Annotated in this window: 15 protein-coding genes and 4 tRNA genes; 1 reads left to right on the top strand and 18 read right to left on the bottom strand. The window is 59.2% G+C overall.

Translation table 11 applies throughout. The features are described 5' to 3' along the window. Positions 1-123 precede the first annotated feature (123 nt). From tuf (B0G73_RS26300) to rpoB, 7 genes are all read right to left on the bottom strand, one after another. On the bottom strand, positions 124-1,314 hold the full coding sequence (gene tuf / locus B0G73_RS26300) for an elongation factor Tu (RefSeq protein WP_012434572.1): 1,191 nt from the start codon (positions 1,312-1,314) through the stop codon (positions 124-126). Between the two features lie 48 nt (positions 1,315-1,362). Further along, the gene (fusA, locus tag B0G73_RS26295) at positions 1,363-3,465 is read right to left on the bottom strand and encodes an elongation factor G (RefSeq protein WP_012434573.1); all 2,103 of its coding nucleotides are present in this window, start codon (positions 3,463-3,465) and stop codon (positions 1,363-1,365) included. A gap of 134 nt (positions 3,466-3,599) precedes the next feature. Further along, positions 3,600-4,070, bottom strand: coding sequence for a 30S ribosomal protein S7 (gene rpsG, locus B0G73_RS26290; protein WP_006053291.1), 471 nt, complete (start codon positions 4,068-4,070; stop codon positions 3,600-3,602). 179 nt (positions 4,071-4,249) lie between these two features. Further along, complete coding sequence (rpsL, locus tag B0G73_RS26285) at positions 4,250-4,630, bottom strand: 30S ribosomal protein S12 (RefSeq protein ID WP_012434574.1); 381 nt, start codon at positions 4,628-4,630, stop codon at positions 4,250-4,252. Positions 4,631-4,852: 222 nt separating this feature from the next. Then, positions 4,853-6,700, bottom strand: a complete 1,848-nt coding sequence (recQ, locus tag B0G73_RS26280; RefSeq protein WP_106284139.1) for a DNA helicase RecQ — start codon at positions 6,698-6,700, stop codon at positions 4,853-4,855. Between the two features lie 215 nt (positions 6,701-6,915). Continuing rightward, positions 6,916-11,154 carry a DNA-directed RNA polymerase subunit beta' gene (gene rpoC, locus B0G73_RS26275; protein ID WP_106284138.1) on the bottom strand — a complete coding sequence of 1,413 codons (4,239 nt, stop codon included), beginning with the start codon at positions 11,152-11,154 and terminating at the stop codon, positions 6,916-6,918. Between the two features lie 21 nt (positions 11,155-11,175). Then, positions 11,176-15,282, bottom strand: a complete 4,107-nt coding sequence (gene rpoB, locus B0G73_RS26270; RefSeq protein ID WP_106284137.1) for a DNA-directed RNA polymerase subunit beta — start codon at positions 15,280-15,282, stop codon at positions 11,176-11,178. Positions 15,283-15,406: 124 nt separating this feature from the next. On the opposite strand from rpoB, the gene B0G73_RS40150 reads away from it, so the two are divergent. Then, positions 15,407-15,649 carry a hypothetical protein gene (locus tag B0G73_RS40150; RefSeq protein WP_134138530.1) on the top strand — a complete coding sequence of 81 codons (243 nt, stop codon included), beginning with the start codon at positions 15,407-15,409 and terminating at the stop codon, positions 15,647-15,649. 3 nt (positions 15,650-15,652) lie between these two features. On the opposite strand, the gene rplL is transcribed toward B0G73_RS40150, so the two are convergent. From rplL to B0G73_RS26215, 11 genes are all read right to left on the bottom strand, one after another. Then, positions 15,653-16,027, bottom strand: coding sequence for a 50S ribosomal protein L7/L12 (rplL, locus tag B0G73_RS26265; RefSeq protein ID WP_011490060.1), 375 nt, complete (start codon positions 16,025-16,027; stop codon positions 15,653-15,655). Positions 16,028-16,090: 63 nt separating this feature from the next. After that, positions 16,091-16,594 (bottom strand): 50S ribosomal protein L10, encoded by a 504-nt coding sequence (gene rplJ, locus B0G73_RS26260; protein WP_007180144.1) that lies wholly within the window; start codon positions 16,592-16,594, stop codon positions 16,091-16,093. Positions 16,595-16,896: 302 nt separating this feature from the next. Continuing rightward, entirely contained in the window at positions 16,897-17,595 is a 699-nt protein-coding gene (gene rplA / locus B0G73_RS26255) for a 50S ribosomal protein L1 (RefSeq protein ID WP_007180145.1), read from the bottom strand. Next, positions 17,596-18,027, bottom strand: coding sequence for a 50S ribosomal protein L11 (gene rplK / locus B0G73_RS26250; RefSeq protein WP_012434578.1), 432 nt, complete (start codon positions 18,025-18,027; stop codon positions 17,596-17,598). A 165-nt stretch (positions 18,028-18,192) separates the two neighbouring features. After that, positions 18,193-18,750, bottom strand: coding sequence for a transcription termination/antitermination protein NusG (gene nusG, locus B0G73_RS26245; RefSeq protein ID WP_007180147.1), 558 nt, complete (start codon positions 18,748-18,750; stop codon positions 18,193-18,195). Between the two features lies 1 nt (position 18,751). Next, positions 18,752-19,132: a preprotein translocase subunit SecE gene (gene secE / locus B0G73_RS26240; RefSeq protein WP_106284136.1), complete on the bottom strand. Its 381-nt coding sequence runs from the start codon at positions 19,130-19,132 to the stop codon at positions 18,752-18,754. 36 nt (positions 19,133-19,168) lie between these two features. Continuing rightward, a tRNA-Trp gene (locus tag B0G73_RS26235) sits at positions 19,169-19,244 on the bottom strand. 65 nt (positions 19,245-19,309) lie between these two features. Then, positions 19,310-20,500 (bottom strand): elongation factor Tu, encoded by a 1,191-nt coding sequence (gene tuf, locus B0G73_RS26230; protein WP_012434572.1) that lies wholly within the window; start codon positions 20,498-20,500, stop codon positions 19,310-19,312. 63 nt (positions 20,501-20,563) lie between these two features. Further along, positions 20,564-20,638, bottom strand: a tRNA-Thr gene (locus B0G73_RS26225). 16 nt (positions 20,639-20,654) lie between these two features. Further along, a tRNA-Gly gene (locus B0G73_RS26220) sits at positions 20,655-20,728 on the bottom strand. A gap of 41 nt (positions 20,729-20,769) precedes the next feature. Beyond that, a tRNA-Tyr gene (locus tag B0G73_RS26215) sits at positions 20,770-20,855 on the bottom strand. Positions 20,856-21,052 lie beyond the last annotated feature (197 nt).

Raw genomic sequence — 21,052 nt, 5'->3', positions numbered from 1 at the left:
CCTTGGAAAAGAGCGAGGCGGTATTGCACCGCCAGACAATAAAAGAACGTAGAGCCGGACGCCTGCGGAGGGCCGGCGCCCGGCTCCGGGCACCACTTACAGCAAATACGTCAATCCGCGATTTTACTCGAGAATCTTGGCAACCACACCTGCGCCGACCGTACGGCCGCCTTCGCGGATTGCGAAACGCAGACCTTCTTCCATCGCGATCGGGTTGATCAGCTTCACCGTGATCGACACGTTGTCGCCCGGCATGACCATTTCCTTGTCCTTCGGCAACTCGATCGAGCCCGTCACGTCCGTCGTACGGAAGTAGAACTGCGGACGATAGTTGTTGAAGAACGGCGTGTGACGGCCACCTTCGTCCTTGCTCAGCACGTACACTTCAGCCGTGAAGTGCGTGTGCGGGTTGATCGAACCCGGCTTGGCCAGCACCTGGCCACGCTCCACGTCTTCACGCTTCGTGCCGCGCAGCAGGATACCCACGTTGTCGCCTGCCTGACCCTGATCGAGCAGCTTGCGGAACATTTCCACGCCCGTGCAGGTCGTCTTCACCGTCGGCTTGATACCGACAATTTCGATTTCCTCGCCGACCTTCACCACGCCGCGCTCAACGCGACCCGTCACCACCGTGCCGCGACCCGAGATCGAGAACACGTCTTCCACCGGCATCAGGAACGCACCGTCAACTGCGCGCTCCGGCGTCGGGATGTACGTGTCCAGCGCGTCGGCCAGATTCATGATCGCCACTTCGCCCAGCTCGCCCTTGTCGCCTTCCAGCGCCAGCTTGGCCGAACCCTTGATGATCGGCGTGTCGTCGCCCGGGAAGTCGTACTTCGACAGAAGTTCGCGAACTTCCATCTCGACCAGCTCCAGCAGCTCAGCGTCGTCCACCATGTCGCACTTGTTCAGGAACACGATGATGTACGGCACGCCAACCTGACGCGCCAGCAGGATGTGCTCACGCGTTTGCGGCATCGGGCCGTCAGCGGCCGAACACACCAGGATCGCGCCGTCCATCTGCGCTGCGCCCGTGATCATGTTCTTCACATAGTCAGCGTGGCCCGGGCAGTCGACGTGTGCGTAGTGGCGGTTAGCCGTTTCGTACTCGACGTGTGCCGTGTTGATCGTGATGCCACGCGCCTTTTCTTCCGGCGCCGCGTCGATCTGGTCGTATGCCTTCGCTTCGCCGCCGAACTTCTGCGTCAGAACCGTCGTGATCGCTGCCGTCAGCGTGGTCTTGCCGTGGTCAACGTGACCGATCGTGCCGACGTTCACGTGCGGCTTGGTCCGTTCGAATTTACCTTTAGCCATGTTTCTCTTCTTTCAAAAAGTTAATCGTTGAATGACTTTGCCGCGCGATTACTTCGACTTGGCGTTGATGATCGCTTCCGACACGTTACGCGGTGCTTCGGAGTAGTGCTTGAACTCCATCGTGTACGTTGCACGACCTTGGGTCAGCGAACGCAGCGACGTCGAGTAGCCGAACATTTCCGACAGCGGCACTTCGGCGCGAACGATCTTGCCTCCGCCAACCATGTCGTCCATGCCCTGAACGATACCGCGACGACCCGACAGGTCACCCATCACGTTGCCCATGTAATCTTCAGGCGTTTCGACTTCCACAGCCATCATCGGTTCGAGGATGACCGGTTGAGCCTTGCGCATTGCTTCCTTGAACGCCATCGAGCCGGCCATGCGGAACGCATTTTCGTTCGAGTCAACGTCGTGGTACGAACCGAACGTCAGGTGAACCTTGACGTCGACGACCGGGAAGCCTGCCAGCACGCCTGCCTTCAGCGTTTCCTGAATACCCTTGTCCACCGCCGGGATGTATTCGCGCGGAATCACACCGCCCTTGATCTCGTCAAGGAACTCGTAGCCCTTGCCTTGCTCATTGGGCTCGAGCGTGATGACCGCGTGACCGTACTGGCCGCGACCACCCGACTGCTTGACGAACTTGCCGTCAACGTCTTCCGCCTTGCCGCGAATCGTTTCGCGGTACGCAACCTGCGGCTTGCCGACGGTCGCTTCCACGCCGAATTCGCGCTTCATACGGTCAACCAGAATTTCCAGGTGGAGCTCGCCCATGCCCGAAATAATGGTTTGGCCCGATTCTTCGTCCGTTTGAACGCGGAACGACGGATCTTCCTGTGCCAGACGGTTCAGCGCCAGACCCATCTTTTCCTGGTCGGGCTTCGTCTTCGGCTCAACAGCCTGCGAAATCACCGGCTCCGGGAAAATCATGCGTTCGAGCACGATCGGGCTTTGCGGATCGCACAGCGTGTCGCCGGTCGTCGCGTCTTTCAGGCCGACTGCAGCAGCGATGTCGCCTGCGCGGACTTCCTTGATTTCTTCGCGCTGGTTCGCGTGCATCTGCAGAATACGACCCAGACGTTCCTTCTTGTCTTTGGTCGCGTTCAGCACGGTGTCGCCCGAATTCACGACGCCCGAGTACACACGGAAGAAGATCAGCTGGCCGACGAACGGGTCGGTCATGATCTTGAATGCCAGTGCCGAGAACTTTTCGTCGTCGGCAGCGCGGCGCTCGCCCTTTTCACCGTTTTCCAGCTCGCCGGTAACCGGCGGGATGTCGATCGGCGACGGCAGGAAGTCGAGCACGGCGTCCAGCATGCGTTGCACGCCCTTGTTCTTGAACGCGGTGCCGCACAGCATCGGCTGGATTTCGCAAGCGATCGTACGGTCGCGCAGACCCTTGATGATTTCCGCTTCAGAGAGCTCGCCCTCTTCCAGGTACTTGTTCATCAGCTCTTCGCTCGACTCGGCAGCCGCTTCGATCATCTTCTCGCGCCACTCGTTGCAAGAGTCAGCCAATTCTGCCGGGATTTCTTCGTACGAGAACTTCGTGCCTTGGGACGCTTCGTCCCAAATGATCGCTTTCATCTTCAGCAGATCGACGACGCCCGTGAAGTTTTCTTCCGCGCCGATAGGCACCACGACCGGAACCGGGTTCGCCTTCAGACGCAGCTTGAGCTGGTCGTAAACCTTGAAGAAGTTCGCGCCGGTACGGTCCATCTTGTTGATGAACGCGAGACGGGGAACCTTGTACTTGTTTGCCTGACGCCACACGGTTTCCGACTGGGGCTGAACGCCGCCCACAGCGCAGTACACCATGCACGCGCCGTCGAGCACGCGCATCGAGCGCTCGACTTCAATCGTGAAGTCGACGTGGCCCGGGGTGTCGATGATGTTGATGCGGTGCTCAGCGCGGTCGCCGGCCATGCCTTTCCAGAACGCCGTGGTAGCAGCGGACGTGATCGTGATGCCGCGTTCCTGTTCCTGCTCCATCCAGTCCATGGTGGCAGCGCCGTCGTGAACTTCACCAATCTTGTGGTTCACGCCGGTGTAGAACAAGATGCGCTCGGTCGTCGTCGTTTTGCCGGCGTCGATGTGAGCGCTAATACCGATGTTACGGTAGCGCTCGATAGGTGTCTTGCGAGCCACTTTGATCCTCTATTGGGATGACGCGATGCGAGAAAATACCCATCGCGCTGTAACACAAACGGGCGAGGCGCTTTGTAAGCGCACCCGCCCGGAATTTCTTTCCGTTTTTTCTGCTAAACCCGGGTTCGGGAAGCTTAGAAACGGAAGTGCGAGAACGCCTTGTTGGCTTCTGCCATCCGGTGAACTTCGTCGCGCTTCTTCATTGCGCCGCCACGGCCTTCGGCCGCTTCGGAAAGTTCACCTGCCAGACGCAGGGCCATCGACTTCTCGCTGCGCTTCTTCGCGGCTTCACGCAGCCAACGCATCGCCAATGCCATACGACGCGACGGGCGCACTTCGACCGGAACCTGATAGTTCGCACCACCAACGCGGCGGCTCTTAACTTCGACCACCGGCTTGACGTTGTTGAGCGCTACCGTGAACACTTCCAGCGGGTCCTTGCCACCCTTGGTCTGGATCTGTTCGAAAGCGCCGTACACGATACGCTCGGCAACCGACTTCTTGCCTGAGAGCATCAGCACGTTCATGAACTTAGCTACATCAACGTTACCGAACTTCGGATCCGGCAACACTTCCCGCTTGGGGACTTCGCGACGACGCGGCATGTTTCTTCCTTTAACTTTTCAGTTGGAGCTACTTTTAGCCCCACGGTCACCAACTAACCCGATTCATCTCTAACGACTTACCAGCCTGGTCGGGTGACCACTTACTCGACAGCACCGGCGATTCCGGCACCACCGCTATTACCGCCTTTACAGGCGACCTGAAACTGCTGACCGGCTAATTACTTGCCAGCCTTGGCACGCTTCGCACCGTACTTCGAGCGAGCCTGCTTACGATCCTTGACGCCCTGGGTATCCAGCGAGCCGCGAACCATGTGGTAACGCACACCCGGCAAGTCCTTCACACGGCCGCCGCGAATCAGTACGACCGAGTGTTCCTGCAGGTTGTGGCCTTCACCACCGATGTACGAAATGACTTCGAAGCCGTTCGTCAGACGAACCTTGGCAACCTTACGCAGTGCCGAGTTAGGCTTCTTAGGCGTCGTGGTGTACACACGGGTGCACACGCCGCGACGCTGGGGGCAGTCCTGCAAGGCCGGGCTCTTGCTCTTAGTCGTTTCCGACTGGCGGCCTTTGCGAACCAGTTGATTGATGGTTGGCATTGTTTATTCCTGAAATTGAACAAAATCGACGCATCTGTTTCCGGGCAAAGCAGAAACGATTGCGCATCGAACTTCCGGACCCAAGTGCCGACGCACGAGTTAACTACGCGCGCGGGCATTCCAAGAACCGGAACCTAGCATAATATTCCGAAAATACTAAGGGAGTCAACAGGTTGCGACGTTTCGCACCCCAGCCGACCCGCTCAAGCGCTCGCCGAGCGCTTAGTCGGCGGCGACGACTTCCAGCAATTCGTCGCCGAAACGGTCGAGTTTGCGTGCGCCCATACCCGGAATGCCGCGCAAATCCTCAATCGAGTCGGGGCCGTTGCGGGCGATTTCCGCCAGGGTCGCGTCGTGGAAGATCACGTAGGCCGGCACGCCGTCGCTCTTCGCGGTTTCGGTGCGCCATGCGCGAAGCCGCTCCCAGCGCGCGCGTTCGCGCGGGCCCATGCCGATCGTCGGGTCGGCGCGCTCACTGGTGCGGCCGGACGATTGCCGCGTGCGCGTAGGCTTCACATAGCGGCGCATGGTGACGTTTTGCTCACCTTTGAGCACCGGCTTGCTCGCCTCGGTCAGGACCAGCGAGCCAAATCCTTCGTGATCGACAGTCAGATAGCCGAACGCGACCAACTGGCGGAACACAGCTCGCCACTCCGGTTCGCCTAGCGCCGAACCGATGCCGAACGTGGTCAGCTTCTCGTGACCACGCTGCAGGATTTTCTCGTTACTGTTACCGCGCAGAATGTCGATCAGATGGCCGGCGCCGAAATGAAAGCCGCTCGCCCGCTGCGCGCGGAACACGCACGACAGCGCCATCCGCGCCTCGCGCGTCGCATCCCATGTGTCCGGCGGTTCAAGACAGTTGTCGCAGTTGCCGCAAGGCTTGCTCGATTCACCGAAATACGCGAGCAGTCGCACTCGCCGGCAGGTCGCCGCTTCGCACAGTCCGAGCAACGCGTCCAGCTTGCCGGTCTGTACGCGTTTGTGCGCGTCGTCGGCGTCGGATTCGTCGATCATCTTGCGCTGCTGCACAACGTCGCCGAGACCGTAGGCCATCCAGGCGTTCGCCGGCATGCCGTCGCGGCCCGCGCGACCCGTTTCCTGGTAGTAACCTTCGACGCTCTTCGGCAAGTCGAGGTGAGCGACGAAACGCACGTCCGGTTTGTCGATACCCATGCCGAACGCGATGGTCGCGCACATCACAATCCCTTCCTCGCGCTGAAACATCTCCTGATGCTTCTGGCGGATTTCGAATTCCATGCCGGCGTGATACGGCAGCGCGCGCATGCCTTTTTCCTTCAACCATTCCGCCGTCTCTTCGACCTTGCGGCGCGACAGGCAATAGACGACGCCGGCGTCGGTCGTGCCGTCCGGCTTCGAATGCTCCGCGCGAATGAAGTCCAGCAACTGCGTACGCGCATTGTCTTTTTCGACGATGCGATAACGGATGTTCGGTCGGTCGAAGCTCGACACGAAAATGCGCGCGTCATCCAGCGCGAGGCGATGGATGATCTCGTCGCGCGTGATTGCGTCAGCGGTGGCCGTCAGCGCGATCCGCGGCACGTTCGGGAATCGCTCGTGCAGCACCGACAACTGAATGTATTCCGGCCGGAAATCGTGCCCCCACTGCGACACGCAATGCGCTTCGTCGATGGCGAACAATCCGATACGGGTGCGTTCCAGCAGTTCCTGGAACCGGGGCGTCATCAAACGCTCCGGCGCTACGTAGAGCAGATCGATTTCGCCTTCGCGCAATGCGCGCTCGGTCGCCATCGCCTCGGCGCTAGAGAGCGTCGAATTCAGATACGCCGCGCGCACGCCCACTTCGGTGAGCGCGGCCACCTGATCCTGCATCAGCGCGATCAGCGGAGAAACGACGATGCCGGCGCCGAAGCCGCCTTCGCGGCGCACCAGCGACGGAATCTGATAGCAGAGGGACTTGCCGCCGCCCGTCGGCATCAACACGAGGCAGTCGCCGCCGCCGGCGACGTGCTCGACAATTTCGGCCTGCTGCCCTCTGAACGCGGGGTAACCGAATACTTCGTTGAGGATTTCGAGCGGACGGGACATGAATTTGAGAGAAGCAGCGTGATGCCGGTGACACGAATTTTACCAACGCATTCGTGCTGCGCCCGTGCTTTGATGCAGCGTTAGCCGTTTGGCCGACTGATCCGCAAAAAATGCAAGAAAGAAGAACGCATAAAAAAGCCGCTCAGTCGAAACTGAGCGGCTTCGCTGGCTGGTGAGCCCAAGCGGCTTGCGCTGCCTGGACTGACTGACCTGAGTTACTCGCCTGAGTGCTGCTGTTCGGCGGCCGGGGTTTCCGGCGTACCGAATTCGAACGACTCTTCCGCTGCGATCTGATCGAAACGCTCGCGGTCCGACAGCTCCTTGGTCTTGCGCGCCTTGTGGAACGCGAGACCCGTACCAGCCGGAATCAGACGGCCGACGATCACGTTTTCCTTCAGACCACGCAGGTCGTCGCGCTTGCCCATGATCGCCGCTTCGGTCAGCACGCGGGTCGTTTCCTGGAACGACGCCGCCGAGATGAACGAATCGGTCGACAACGAGGCCTTCGTGATACCGAGCAGGACGTTTTCGTACGTTGCCGGACGCTTGTCTTCCGCGATCATACGGTCGTTCTCGTCGAGCATATCCGACCGCTCGACCTGTTCGCCCGGGATGAAACGCGTATCGCCGTTGTCCGTAATCTGCACGCGGCGCAGCATCTGACGAACAATCACTTCAATGTGCTTGTCGTTGATCTTCACGCCTTGCAGACGGTACACGTCCTGCACTTCGTCCACGATGTAACGCGACAGCGCTTCGATACCTTGCAGACGCAAGATGTCGTGCGGATCGGCAGGACCGTCGACAATCATTTCGCCCTTGTTGACGACCTGACCATCGTGCACCAGAACCTGCTTTTCCTTCGCGATCAGGAACTCGTGCTGATTGCCGTCGAGGTCCGTGATAACGAGACGCTGCTTGCCCTTCGTGTCTTTACCGAACGACGTCGTACCCGTAACTTCCGCCAGGATACCTGCGTCCTTCGGCGAACGCGCTTCGAACAGTTCGGCCACACGCGGCAGACCACCGGTAATGTCACGCGTTTTCTGCGATTCAACCGGGATACGTGCCAGCACTTCACCGACCTGCACTTGCTGACCGTCCTTCACGGTGATCAGAGCGCCGACCTGGAAACCGATCTGCACCGAGTGCTCGGTGTTCGGGATCTTGACTTCTTCGCCGTTCGCGTCGAGCAACTTGACCTGCGGACGCACCGTCTTCGACGCTTGCGAACCACGACGCTTCACGTCGATCACGACCAGCGTGGACAGACCCGTCACATCGTCGATCTGCTTCGCAACGGTCACGCCTTCTTCGACGTTTTCGAACTTCACCGTACCGCCCCACTCGGTGATGATCGGACGCGTCAACGGATCCCACGTCGCCAGTTGCGTGCCGGCCTTGATCTGCGCGCCATCCAGTTGCAACAGCGTCGCGCCGTACGGCACCTTGTGGCGTTCGCGCTCGCGACCGTGGTCGTCGGTGATCATCGCTTCGCCCGAACGCGAGATGACGATCTGCTCGCCCTTCGCGTTGGTGACGTAACGCATCGTTGCCGTGAAACGCACCGTACCGTTCGACTTCGCTTCAACCGACGAAGCCACTGCCGCTCGCGACGCCGCACCACCGATGTGGAACGTACGCATCGTGAGCTGCGTGCCCGGTTCACCGATCGACTGAGCAGCGATCACGCCGACTGCTTCACCGACGTTGACCGACGAGCCACGACCCAGGTCGCGGCCGTAGCAGGCTGCGCACAGACCGTAACGCGTTTCGCAAGTCAGCGGCGTACGTACGCGCACTTCGTCGATGCCGAGGCGTTCGATTTCTTCGACCGCATCTTCGTCGAGCAACGTGCCCGTTTCGTACAGCGTTTCCTGCGATTCCGGATTGACGACGTCAGCCACCGTCACGCGACCCAGAATACGGTCACGCAGCGCTTCGACGACTTCACCGCCTTCGACCAACGCCTTCATGGCGACGCCGTTGGACGTACCGCAATCGTCCTCGACCACCACCAGATCCTGCGTCACGTCGACGAGACGACGCGTCAGGTAACCCGAGTTAGCCGTCTTCAGTGCCGTATCAGCCAGACCCTTACGTGCACCGTGGGTCGAGATGAAGTACTGCAACACGTTCAGGCCTTCACGGAAGTTCGCCGTAATCGGCGTCTCGATGATCGAGCCGTCCGGCTTCGCCATCAGGCCACGCATACCGGCCAGCTGACGAATCTGAACCGCGGAACCACGAGCACCCGAGTCCGCCATCATGTAAATCGAGTTGAACGATTCCTGACGCGTTTCGTTGCCGTCGCGATCCGTGACCGGTTCCGTCGACAGCTGTTCCATCATCGCCTTGCCGACCGCTTCCGACGTTGCCGACCAGATGTCGACCACGTTGTTGTAGCGCTCTTGCGACGTGACGAGACCCGACATGTACTGACGGTCGTATTCCTTCACCTTCTTCGCGGCGTCGCCGACGATGGTTTCCTTCTGCGGTGGCACGAGCATGTCGTCGACGCAGATCGAAATACCAGCGCGCGTTGCCAGACGGAAACCCGACTGCATCAACTGGTCGGCGAAAATCACCGTTTCACGCAGACCGCACTTGCGGAATGCGGTGTTGATGAGGCGCGAGATTTCCTTCTTCTTCAGCGGCTTGTTGAGCACCGAGAACGGCAGGCCCGGCGGAAGGATCTCCGACAGGATTGCACGGCCGACGGTGGTCGGGTACAGCGTGATCTTCGGCACGAACGCCGGCGCACCTTCCGACTTGTCTTCGTTATGGACCATTTCGGTGATCCGCACGTTGACGCGCGAGGCGAGCTCGACTTCCTTGTTCTCGTAAGCACGCAGCGCTTCCGAAACGCCGGTGAACGTCAGGCCTTCGCCCTTGGCGTTCACTGCTTCACGGGTCGCGTAGTACAAACCGAGCACGATATCCTGCGACGGCACGATCGACGGATCGCCGTTGGCCGGGAACAGGACGTTGTTCGACGCCAGCATCAGCGTACGCGCTTCCATCTGCGCTTCGAGCGACAGCGGCACGTGAACAGCCATCTGGTCACCGTCGAAGTCGGCGTTGAACGCCGCGCAAACGAGCGGATGCAGCTGGATTGCCTTACCTTCGATCAGCACCGGCTCGAAAGCCTGAATGCCAAGACGGTGAAGCGTCGGCGCACGGTTCAGCATGACCGGATGTTCGCGAATGACTTCTTCGAGAATGTCCCACACCACCGGCGTCTGGTTCTCGACTTCCTTCTTCGCAGCCTTGATGGTGGTAGCGACACCCATCACTTCGAGCTTGTTGAAGATGAACGGCTTGAACAGTTCGAGCGCCATCAGCTTCGGCAGACCGCACTGATGCAGCTTGAGCGTCGGGCCGACCACGATCACCGAACGGCCCGAATAGTCAACGCGCTTACCGAGCAAGTTCTGACGGAAACGACCGCCCTTACCCTTGATCATGTCAGCGAGCGACTTCAGCGGACGCTTGTTCGCACCGGTCATGGCCTTACCGCGACGACCGTTGTCGAGCAGCGAGTCGACGGCTTCCTGCAGCATCCGCTTTTCGTTGCGGACGATGATTTCAGGCGCCTTCAGTTCGAGCAGACGCTTCAACCGGTTGTTACGGTTGATCACGCGGCGATACAGGTCGTTCAGGTCCGACGTCGCGAAACGGCCGCCGTCCAGCGGCACCAGCGGACGCAGTTCCGGCGGCAGCACCGGCAGCACTTCGAGCACCATCCAGTCAGGCTTGATGCCCGAACGTTGGAAAGCCTCGAGCACCTTCAGGCGCTTCGCGTACTTCTTGATCTTCGCTTCCGAACCCGTGTTCTTGAGTTCGGTGCGCAGCATCTCGACCTGTTCGTCGATGTTGATCGCGCGCAGCAACTCGCGCACGCCTTCCGCGCCCATCTCGGCGCGGAATTCGTCACCGTATTCTTCGACCTTGTTGTAGTAATCCTCTTCGGTCATGATCTGCCGCGCTTTCAGCGGCGTCATGCCCGGATCGATCACCACATATGCTTCGAAGTACAGCACGCGTTCGATGTCGCGCAGCGTCATGTCGAGCACCATGCCCAGACGCGACGGCAGCGACTTCAGGAACCAGATGTGCGCAACCGGCGAGGCCAGTTCAATGTGGCCCATCCGTTCGCGACGCACCTTCGCCAGCGTCACTTCGACGCCGCACTTCTCGCAGATCACGCCACGGTGCTTGAGGCGCTTGTACTTGCCGCAAAGGCATTCGTAGTCTTTGATCGGCCCGAAGATCTTCGCGCAGAACAAACCATCGCGTTCCGGCTTGAACGTCCGGTAGTTGATGGTTTCCGGCTTCTTCACTTCACCGAACGACCACGAACGGATCTTGTCCGGCGAAGCCAGACCGATCTTGATCGCGTCAAAAACTTCAGGCTGTTGGACTTGCTTGAATAGATCGAGCAGAGCTTTCATTGCTTTCTCTCCGTAGTCCGATTAGTTGCGGTCGAGGTCGATGTCGATACCGAGCGAGCGGATTTCCTTCACCAACACGTTGAAGGATTCCGGCATGCCGGCGTCGATCACGTGATCGCCCTTGACCAGGTTTTCATAAACCTTGGTCCGGCCTGTCACGTCGTCCGACTTCACCGTCAGCATTTCCTGCAGCACGTACGATGCGCCGTACGCTTCGAGCGCCCACACTTCCATTTCACCGAAACGCTGGCCACCGAATTGCGCCTTACCGCCCAACGGCTGCTGCGTCACGAGCGAGTACGGGCCCGTGGAACGCGCGTGCATCTTGTCGTCGACCAAGTGGTGCAGCTTCAGGTAGTGCATGTAGCCGACCGTCACCGTACGTTCGAACATTTCGCCCGTGCGGCCGTCGTACAGACGCACCTGATTCTTCGACGGCGTCATGCCGAGGTTCTTCGCGATGTCGTCCGGGAATGCCAGATCCAGCGCGCGCGACATTTCTTCTTCCGTCGCGCCGTCGAACACCGGCGTAGCGAACGGCACGCCTTCGCGCAGGTTCTTCGCCAGTTCGACGATCTCGTCGTCCGTGAAGCTGTCCAGCTCTTCAGCGCGGCCCGACTCGTTGTAGATCTTGGTCAGGAATTCGCGCAGTTCAGCGATCTTCGCCTGACGCTGCAGCATTTCGCCGATACGCCAGCCGAGACCCTTCGCGGCCCAGCCCAGATGCACTTCGAGAACCTGACCCACGTTCATCCGCGACGGCACGCCGAGCGGGTTCAGAACGACGTCAGCCGGACGGCCGTCGGCCATGTACGGCATGTCTTCGATCGGAACGATCTTCGACACGACACCCTTGTTACCGTGGCGGCCGGCCATCTTGTCGCCAGGCTGCAGGCGGCGCTTGACTGCCAGATACACCTTGACCATCTTCAACACGCCCGGCGGCAGTTCGTCGCCTTGCGTGAGCTTCTTGCGCTTTTCTTCGAACGCCAGATCGAACTGGTGACGCTTTTGTTCGATCGAGTCCTTGATCGCTTCGAGCTGTGCCGCTGCTTCTTCGTCCGCGAGGCGGATGTCGAACCAGTGGTAGTGATCCAGATCTTGCAGGTAAGCCTGTTCGATCTTCGTGCCCTTGGCCAGTTTCTTCGGACCGCCGTTCGCGACCTTGCCGTCGAGCATACGTGCGAGACGCTGGAACGCGTCGCCTTCCACGATACGCAGCTGGTCGTTCAGGTCGAGGCGATAGCGCTTCAGTTCATCGTCGATGATCTGTTGCGCGCGCTTGTCGCGCTGAATGCCTTCACGCGTGAACACTTGAACGTCGATCACGGTGCCGCTCATGCCCGACGGCACGCGCAGCGACGTGTCTTTCACGTCCGAAGCCTTTTCACCGAAGATCGCGCGCAGCAGCTTTTCTTCCGGCGTCAGCTGGGTTTCGCCCTTCGGCGTGACTTTACCGACCAGCACGTCGCCTGCTTCGACTTCAGCGCCGATGTAGACGATGCCCGACTCATCGAGACGGCCGAGTTGCACTTCAGCCAGGTTCGAAATGTCGCGCGTGATTTCTTCCGGTCCGAGCTTTGTGTCGCGAGCTACGACGTTCAGTTCTTCGATGTGGATCGACGTGTAACGGTCGTCGGCAACCACCTTCTCCGAGATCAAAATCGAGTCTTCGAAGTTGTAGCCGTTCCACGGCATGAACGCGACCAGCATGTTCTGGCCGAGCGCCAGTTCGCCGAGGTCGGTCGATGCGCCGTCAGCCAGCACGTCGCCACGCGACACGATGTCGCCGACCTTCACGATCGGGCGCTGGTTGATGTTCGTGTTCTGGTTCGAACGCGTGTACTTGATCAGGTTGTAGATGTCCACGCCGACGTCGCCTGCGACGGCTTCGTCATCGTTCACGCGGATCACCATACGGCCTGCGTCGACGTAATCGACCACACCACCACGGAATGCCTGAACCGTCGTACCCGAGTCAACCGCCACCGTGCGTTCGATACCCGTACCGACCACGGCCTTTTCAGGACGCAGACACGGCACAGCCTGACGCTGCATGTTCGAACCCATCAATGCGCGGTTCGCGTCATCGTGCTCGAGGAACGGAATCAACGATGCCGCCACCGACACGATCTGCGACGGCGCCACGTCCATGTACTGGATGCGGTCCGGCGTAACCATCAGCGTTTCGCCAGCTTCACGCGACGACACCAGTTCGTCGGTCAGCGAGCCGTCTTCGGCCACGGCCGCGTTCGCCTGAGCGATCACGTAACGGCCTTCTTCGATCGCCGACAGATAGTCGATCTGATCGGTCACCTTGCTGTCCACAACCTTGCGATACGGCGTTTCGAGGAAGCCGTATTCGTTCAGGTGCGCGTACAGAGCGAGCGAGTTGATCAGGCCGATGTTCGGACCTTCCGGCGTTTCAATCGGACACACGCGACCGTAGTGAGTCGGATGCACGTCGCGGACTTCAAAGCCAGCGCGTTCACGCGTCAAACCACCCGGGCCAAGAGCCGAAACACGGCGCTTGTGGGTGATTTCCGACAGCGGGTTCGTTTGGTCCATGAACTGCGACAGCTGCGACGAACCGAAGAACTCGCGAATCGCGGACGAAATCGGCTTCGAATTGATCAGGTCGTGCGGCATCAGGTTTTCGCTTTCGGCTTGGCCGAGGCGTTCCTTCACAGCACGTTCGACACGCACGAGACCTGCGCGGAACTGGTTTTCCGCCAGTTCGCCGACACAACGCACACGACGATTGCCCAAGTGGTCGATGTCGTCCACTTCGCCCTTGCCGTTACGCAGTTCGACCAGGATCTTGATCGTGGCGAGGATGTCGTCGTCTTGCAGCGTCATCGGGCCGACGATTTCGTCGCGGCCGACACGGCGATTGAACTTCATACGACCCACCTTGGACAGGTCGTATGCGTCTTCGCTGTAGAACAGACGGTTGAACAGCGCCTCGACCGCTTCTTCGGTCGGCGGTTCGCCCGGACGCATCATGCGATAGATCGCGATGCGGGCGGCCATCTTGTCCGCGGTTTCATCGATACGCAGCGTCGACGAGATGTACGGACCCTGATCCAGATCGTTCGTGTAGAGCGTCTGGATGTCTTTGATCTTCGACTCGCGCAGCTTCTCGAGCACGGTTTCCGTGATTTCGTCGTTCGCGTTAGCGATGACTTCACCCGTGTCGCCGTCGACGACGTTCTTTGCCAGCACGCGGCCGAGCAAATAGTCTTCCGGAACCGAGATGAACTTGGTCTTGGCGTTGTCGAGATCGCGAATGTGCTTCGCGTTGATCCGCTTGTCCTTCTGGACGATCACGTTGCCATCACGGTCCGTGATGTCGAAACGCGCGACTTCACCACGCAGACGCTCCGGAACGAATTCCATCTGCGCGCCTTCCGGCATCAGCGTGAAATTGTCGAACACGAAGAAGTTTGCGAGGATCTGTTCCGGCGTGAGGCCGATTGCCTTCAGCAGGATCGTGACCGGCATCTTGCGGCGACGGTCGACGCGAAAGTACAGCACGTCCTTCGGGTCGAACTCGAAGTCGAGCCACGAACCGCGGTAGGGAATGATACGTGCCGAGAACAGGAGCTTGCCCGAGCTGTGCGTCTTGCCCTTGTCGTGTTCGAAAAACACGCCCGGCGAACGGTGCAGCTGCGAAACGATCACACGTTCCGTGCCGTTGATGACGAACGAACCCGTCGGCGTCATGAGCGGAATTTCGCCCATGTACACTTCCTGTTCCTTCACTTCCTTGACGACCGGCTTGCTCGGCGATTCCTTGTCGAGCAGCACCAGGCGCACTTTCGCGCGCAGGGCCGAACAGTACGTCAAACCGCGCTGCTGACATTCCTTGATGTTGAATGCCGGCGGCGACAGCATGTAGCTGACGAACTCTAGACGAGCGAACCCGTTATGCGAAACAATCGGAAAAACGGAGGTAAACGCAGCCTGCAGGCCTTCCGGCTTGCGTTGCGTGGACGACGTGTCTGCTTGCAGAAACGTGCTGAATGATTCAAGCTGGGTAGCCAGCAGGAAAGGTACTTGGTGAACGATGGGGCGCTTCGCAAAACTCTTGCGAATACGCTTCTTCTCGGTGAAGGAATATTGCATACGATCTCCGAATCACGGCGGGCATTGTTGTCGAGGCAGGATACCTTGATGAGACAACCCGAGTGTTCACCGACTGAGACCCGATGGCCGTCCGATGGCTTGAACGAGCCTAGAAGCTTGGTGGTTGGCCGCTACCAACCGCTGGCTGACGGCAGCGGATGCCTATGTTGCCCGCTACCCGACCAAACTTGCCTTCTGCAGTCGCTTCAGAAGACAAAGAGAAGCGCCGGTCAATGTTGCCGAATGGCGATTTTCTTTGGCTTCTGGGGCGCCGGTTCTTGCCGAAACTGGCAGGCAAAAACGTTGTCCCCACAAAGCACAAAAAGGCCGGCGGTGGAAAACCGCCAGCCTTCGCACAGCGCGCTGAAACTTACTTGATTTCAGCTTTCGCGCCGGCTTCTTCCAGCTTCTTCTTGGCTTCTTCAGCAGCAGCCTTCGGTACCGATTCCTTAACAGGCTTCGGTGCGCCGTCGACCAGGTCCTTCGCTTCCTTCAGGCCGAGACCCGTCAGTTCGCGAACAGCCTTAATGACCGAAACCTTGTTCGCGCCGACTTCCGTCAGGTTGACCGTGAATTCGGTTTGCTCTTCAGCAGCAGCAGCAGCGCCGCCGCCTGCCGGGCCTGCCACTGCAACAGCAGCTGCCGACACGCCAAACTTTTCTTCGAACGCCTTGACCAGCTCGTTCAGTTCCAGAACCGACATCGAGCTTACTGCCTCGAGGATGTCTTCTTTTGCGATTGCCATTTGAAATACTCCTAAATTGAATTCGGATACAGCCAGCGATCAATCACGCTCGACTGAAGTGCATTACGCAGCGGTTTCTTCGCCTTGTTTCTTTTCTGCCAGCGCGGCCAGAGCGCGCGCAAAGCCAGAAACAGGTGCCTGCATAACGTACAACAGCTTGGAGAGCAGTTCTTCGCGGCTCGGGATGTTTGCCAGCGCTTGCACGCCAGCCTTGTCCATCACCTTGCCTTCGTAGGAACCGGCCTTGATGATCAACTTGTCATTGGTTTTGCCGAAGTCGTTGACGACCTTAGCAGCAGCAATTGCATCTTCCGAGATGCCGTAGATCAGCGGACCAGTCATCTGCTCTGCCAGCGGAGCAAACGGGGTACCTTCGACAGCGCGACGCGCCAGCGTGTTTTTCAACACGCGAAGGTAAACCTGTTGCTCACGCGCTTTCGCGCGCAGCTTGGTCAGATCGCCAACCGCGATTCCACGATACTCAGCCAGAACCACGGTCTGGGCTTTCGCGACTTGCGCGGCAACCTCAGCGACGACGGCCTGCTTGCTTTCTTTGTTAAGTGGCACGGTTAACCTCCAGATTCGATACACGCAGCGTGCGCCTTGTGTACCGCGTTCAATAACGGCGTCCGACCAGTCAGGAGTATTTCGACCGCCTGAGCCCCGCATTGCTGCGGATATCAACCGGCTTCATCACTACAAAACCTTTTCGGGTTCGCCATCTGCGTTGGCTTTACATTAAGGACGCGCCTACCAGCTGCGCACCCGCCAACGGTCTTTGACAACCGGTCGCTCGATGCAGACTGCCACCTTACGACCGCCCAAAGCCCATAAAACCGCCCCGACTCACGTCGAGGCGATGAAATTCATTACTGTGCGGCGATCGATGCCTGGTCGACGCGAACGCCGACGCCCATCGTGCTCGACAGCGCAACCTTACGCAGGTAGACACCCTTGCTCGTTGCCGGCTTCGCCTTTTGCAGCGCGTCGACGAGAGCGTTCAGGTTGCTACGCAGAGCTGTCGGCTCGAACGAAGCACGGCCGATAGTAGCGTGGATGATACCGGCCTTGTCGACGCGGAATTGCACCTGACCAGCCTTAGCGTTCTTGACGGCAGTCGCGACGTCCGGCGTGACCGTACCGACCTTCGGGTTCGGCATCAGGCCGCGCGGGCCGAGGATTTGGCCGAGCGTACCGACAACGCGCATCGTGTCCGGCGAAGCGATCACAATGTCGAAGTCCAACTTGCCAGCCTTGACTTGTTCAGCCAGGTCTTCCATACCGACCACTTCTGCGCCGGCTGCACGAGCTTGCTCAGCCTTTTCGCCCTGTGCGAACACTGCGACGCGAACCGACTTACCCGTACCAGCTGGCAACACGACCGAGCCACGAACCACTTGGTCCGACTTCTTCGCGTCGATGCCGAGTTGCACAGCGACGTCGATCGACTCGTCGAACTTCGCGCTTGCACATTCCTTCACGAGCGACAGAGCTTCGTCGATTGCGTACAGCTTTTGACGATCAACCTTGGCTGCAAATGCTTGCAGACGTTTTGAAAGCTTAGCCATTTACACGCCCTCCACGGTGATGCCCATCGAGCGGGCGCTACCAGCGATCGTACGAACCGCTGCGTCAAGATCAGCTGCCGTCAGATCGGGCATCTTGGTCTTGGCGATATCTTCAGCCTGAGCGCGGGTGATCTTGCCGACCTTGTCGGTATGCGGCTTGCTCGAACCCTTATCGATCTTTGCTGCCTTCTTGATCAGAACCGTTGCCGGCGGCGTCTTCAGAACGAACGTGAAGCTCTTGTCCGCAAACGCGGTGATCACGACCGGAGTCGGCAGACCCGGTTCCAGTGCTTGAGTCTGCGCGTTGAACGCCTTGCAGAACTCCATGATGTTCAGGCCGCGCTGACCCAGTGCCGGGCCGACCGGCGGCGACGGATTGGCTTTACCTGCAGGAATCTGCAGCTTGATAAAGCCGATAATTTTCTTTGCCATGTTGAAGACCTCTTTGGAACACCGCACGGGTACATGCGGACGTTCAGTGAGTAGTAGCGCGCGTTCGCCAAAAAATCGGGTACTTACGCTCCTCAACGGTCATTACGCGGACCGTAAGCGCGAAATACGGAACGCACCGACTGGTGCGCTCCGCAGAATTCTGGACTACAGCTTTTCGACCTGGCCGAATTCCAGTTCGACCGGCGTTGCGCGGCCGAAGATTGTAACGGAAACACGGACACGCGACTTTTCGTAGTTCACTTCTTCGACGCTGCCGTTGAAATCCGTGAACGGACCGTCCTTCACCCGCACCATCTCGCCCACTTCGAACAGGGTCTTTGGACGCGGCTTTTCCACGCCTTCCTGCATTTGCGACATGATCTTCTCGACTTCCCGCGGGGAAATCGGACTGGGACGATTACGCGCACCGCCTACGAAACCCGTCACCTTTGCCGTGTTTTTCACGAGGTGCCACGTCTCGTCAGTCATTTCCATTTCGACGAGCACATAGCCCGGGAAGAAACGACGTTCGGTCACCGATTTGTGACCGCCTTTCACCTCGACGACTTCTTCAGTCGGAACGAGGATTTGACCAAACTGGTCTTGCATGCCAGCACGTTCAATGCGCTCCTGAAGCGCACGTTGCACGCTCTTCTCCATGCCGGAGTAGGCGTGCACCACGTACCAACGTTTGCCGCTCGGGGATGCCGGAGTATCGCTCATATCATTTCCAACCCAGAATCACCGAGAAAATCGCCCATTCGATGGATTTATCACTAACCCAAAGAAGGATCGCCATGACGAACACGAAGCCGAACACCACGAGCGTCGTCTGGGTAGCCTCTTTGCGAGTCGGCCAAACAACCTTGCGGACTTCCTTGTACGAATCTTTGGCGAAAGCGATGAAACCCTTGCCAGGCGCGGAGAGAAGACCGACTGCAATACCCGCGATCGCACCAACAGCCAAGGCGGCTCCGCGGACGTACCATTCCTGGCCGCTGAGCCAGAAGAACCCCACGAACCCGGCCAAGACCAACAATACGCCCGCGACGAGCATCAGCTTGTCGCCGGATGTATTTACAGTTTCGACGGAAGGATTCGCCATAACACCTTAACGAAGCGCCACGTACGGCGCGAGAGTTGGCAGGGGCAGAGGGAATCGAACCCCCAACCTTCGGTTTTGGAGACCGACGCTCTGCCAGTTGAGCTATACCCCTAAACCATTTTGGGGTTGACGACACCGCCAACCCCGGAACTACCGATTAACGAGAACTTTCTGGCGTTACTCGAGAATCTTGGCAACCACACCTGCGCCGACCGTACGGCCGCCTTCGCGGATTGCGAAACGCAGACCTTCTTCCATCGCGATCGGGTTGATCAGCTTCACCGTGATCGACACGTTGTCACCCGGCATGACCATTTCCTTGTCCTTCGGCAACTCGATCGAGCCCGTCACGTCCGTCGTACGGAAGTAGAACTGCGGACGATAGTTGTTGAAGAACGGCGTGTGACGGCCACCTTCGTCCTTGCTCAGCACGTACACTTCAGCCGTGAAGTGCGTGTGCGGGTTGATCGAACCCGGCTTGGCCAGCACCTGGCCACGCTCCACGTCTTCACGCTTCGTGCCGCGCAGCAGGATACCCACGTTGTCGCCTGCCTGACCCTGATCGAGCAGCTTGCGGAACATTTCCACGCCCGTGCAGGTCGTCTTCACCGTCGGCTTGATACCGACAATTTCGATTTCCTCGCCGACCTTCACCACGCCGCGCTCAACGCGACCCGTCACCACCGTGCCGCGACCCGAGATCGAGAACACGTCTTCCACCGGCATCAGGAACGCACCGTCAACTGCGCGCTCCGGCGTCGGGATGTACGTGTCCAGCGCGTCGGCCAGATTCATGATCGCCACTTCGCCCAGCTCGCCCTTGTCGCCTTCCAGCGCCAGCTTGGCCGAACCCTTGATGATCGGCGTGTCGTCGCCCGGGAAGTCGTACTTCGACAGAAGTTCGCGAACTTCCATCTCGACCAGCTCCAGCAGCTCAGCGTCGTCCACCATGTCGCACTTGTTCAGGAACACGATGATGTACGGCACGCCAACCTGACGCGCCAGCAGGATGTGCTCACGCGTTTGCGGCATCGGGCCGTCAGCGGCCGAACACACCAGGATCGCGCCGTCCATCTGCGCTGCGCCCGTGATCATGTTCTTCACATAGTCAGCGTGGCCCGGGCAGTCGACGTGTGCGTAGTGGCGGTTAGCCGTTTCGTACTCGACGTGTGCCGTGTTGATCGTGATACCACGCGCCTTTTCTTCCGGCGCCGCGTCGATCTGGTCGTATGCCTTCGCTTCGCCGCCGAACTTCTGCGTCAGAACCGTCGTGATCGCTGCCGTCAGCGTGGTCTTGCCGTGGTCAACGTGACCGATCGTGCCGACGTTCACGTGCGGCTTGGTCCGCTCAAACTTACCCTTGGCCATTTTCGACTCCTAAGAGGATTTTTCCGTACGTTGCGCCGGGCGCAAACAATCACCGAGTACGTCTGGTGCCCATGGGCAGGATCGAACTGCCGACCTCTCCCTTACCAAGGGAGTGCTCTACCACTGAGCCACATGGGCGCTACTTCTGTATTGCTGGAGCGGGTGAAGGGAATCGAACCCTCGTCGTAAGCTTGGAAGGCTTCTGCTCTACCATTGAGCTACACCCGCAAGGATCCATGGATTCCCAACAACTGCTACAACTTGCATTCTGGTGGAGGAGGTTGGATTCGAACCAACGTAGGCGTAAGCCAACAGATTTACAGTCTGCCCCCTTTAGCCACTCGGGCACCCCTCCGCAGAGAACTGATGATTATGGGGGAACAACCGCTTGTTGTCAAGACTTGCTTGACCGCTCCAAACCCAAGGCTCTCACTTATATAGTGATTTCAGCGCTGCCGTAAACGCAGAAACCCCACCTTTGCGGGGTGGGGTTTCTGTTTGCTGCTGGGGAGCCTGACGATTACCTACTTTCACACGGGTAATCCGCACTAT

The organism is Paraburkholderia sp. BL25I1N1, from assembly GCF_003002025.1.
Classification (GTDB): domain Bacteria; phylum Pseudomonadota; class Gammaproteobacteria; order Burkholderiales; family Burkholderiaceae; genus Paraburkholderia.
The sequence above is the reverse complement of the archived record's forward strand: the minus strand, read 5'-3'. Positions and strand labels throughout refer to the sequence as shown.